At 72.7% G+C, this 1,408-nt stretch carries 2 protein-coding genes; both read right to left on the bottom strand.

The genetic code is table 11. The features are described 5' to 3' along the window. Positions 1-25: 25 nt before the first annotated feature. Positions 26-424 (bottom strand): hypothetical protein, encoded by a 399-nt coding sequence (locus P1P70_RS44610; protein WP_319248209.1) that lies wholly within the window; start codon positions 422-424, stop codon positions 26-28. Positions 425-482: 58 nt separating this feature from the next. Beyond that, positions 483-1,157, bottom strand: a complete 675-nt coding sequence (locus tag P1P70_RS44605) for a hypothetical protein (RefSeq protein WP_319248207.1) — start codon at positions 1,155-1,157, stop codon at positions 483-485. Positions 1,158-1,408 lie beyond the last annotated feature (251 nt).

Below are 1,408 nucleotides of genomic sequence, written 5' to 3'. Positions count from 1 at the left end.
TTTTTTTTTTTAAGAGAAAGACGGCTTAAGGGTTTTTTGCCGGTCTCGTGGGCTCGGCGGGCGCCGGGGTCGTGGGTTCGGCGGGCGTCTGCCACGTCGGCTCGACCGCGGAGGTGGGCACCGTCGGATGAGCGGGTGCCTGGCTGACCGGCCGCGTCGGCTCGGTGGACGCGGCCGGTTCGGTGGACGCGGCCGGTTCGGCGCCCCCGGCCCGTTGACCGGGAGCCGCGGTCAAGGGCGGGGTGGGTACGGGCTCTTCGGGCGGTGCGGGCGTGACGTACAGGGACGCCCGGGCGCGCGGGGCCTCCGCACCGCGCGCCCGGGAGTCGGCCCAGGCGGCGCCGGCCTCGGCGGCCCCGGTCCGCTCCCTGTTCTCCGCGTTCTCCGCCACGTGGACGACGCCCACCACCAGCGCGGTGGCCATGACGACCGTTCGCGTCAGGCGGTAGGCGCGCGTCCGGTGCCAGGGCCTGCGCCGGCGTCTACGCGGCGCCATCGGCGCGGCGACGGCGCAGCCGCAGATAGGCCACGCCGCCGACCGCGGCGACACCCACGGCGGCCGCGCCGGCGACCGGCGAGAAGTTCTGGGTGAGGGCGAGGCCGCCGGCACCGGCCGGTACAGCACCCTCCGGTACGGCGCCTGCCTCTACGACGCGGTCGGGCCCCGGGCCTCCGGGCCTGGCTCCGGGCCCGGTGAGCGGACAGTCGACGGTGATCTCCCTACGCCCTTCCTCCAGCGGTCCGGTCATGGTTCTCCAGGTCAGCACATAGTTCCCGTTGGGGACCCGCGCCGCGTTCTCGGGCGCCACGGGGGTGCTGTGGCCCGTGCCGTCGGCCGCGAGGGCGATCTCGCCCGTGGCGACGGGGTCGGTGCGCGGCGCGGGGGGCTGGCGGTCGAGGGTCCAGCTGATGCGCTGCGTCGGCCTGGGGTTCTCGGGGAAGTTGAAGGCGGAGAGATAGAAGTCGCAGACCAGCTGCTGGTTGCGCTGGTTGTCGAACGGGAAGCCCACCTTGTGGATCACGACGTCGGGGTCGCCCGGGGCGGCGACGGCGGCCGGTGCCGTGATGAGGCTGGCTCCCGTGACGGTGAGTGCCGCGAGGACGGCGGCGGCACTCGCGCGCACTCCGGCGGGGCGCGGGCGGGACGAGGTGGACATGCAGAACCTCCGAGTCAGACGATTTTCACACAAATCGCTCTTTCGCCTGACTCTCTGTCACATCACACCCGGCGCGGGGGGAGCCGCGCCCGACGACCCGTCAGATGTCCCCCTTACGGCTCAGGGACTCGTCCGACGCAGCCGACCGTGAGCCCTTCGCCCTCCGCTTCGCCGAGGCGCCGCTCCCCCGCCCGGGTATACACATCTTACGCTTCCCAAAAAAACCCTTGGTTTAATACCGGGGGTCCCCG

The organism is Streptomyces sp. MB09-02B (assembly GCF_033794485.1).
In the GTDB taxonomy this organism is placed as follows: domain Bacteria; phylum Actinomycetota; class Actinomycetes; order Streptomycetales; family Streptomycetaceae; genus Streptomyces.
Note: the sequence above shows the minus strand (reverse complement) of the source record. Positions and strands in the feature narration are given on the sequence as shown.

Coding starts and splice junctions, on each gene's coding strand:
- P1P70_RS44610 (WP_319248209.1), bottom strand. CDS start 424: ATGGCCACCGCGCTGGTGGTGGGCGTCGTCCACGTGGCGGAGAACGCG.
- P1P70_RS44605 (WP_319248207.1), bottom strand. CDS start 1,157: ATGTCCACCTCGTCCCGCCCGCGCCCCGCCGGAGTGCGCGCGAGTGCC.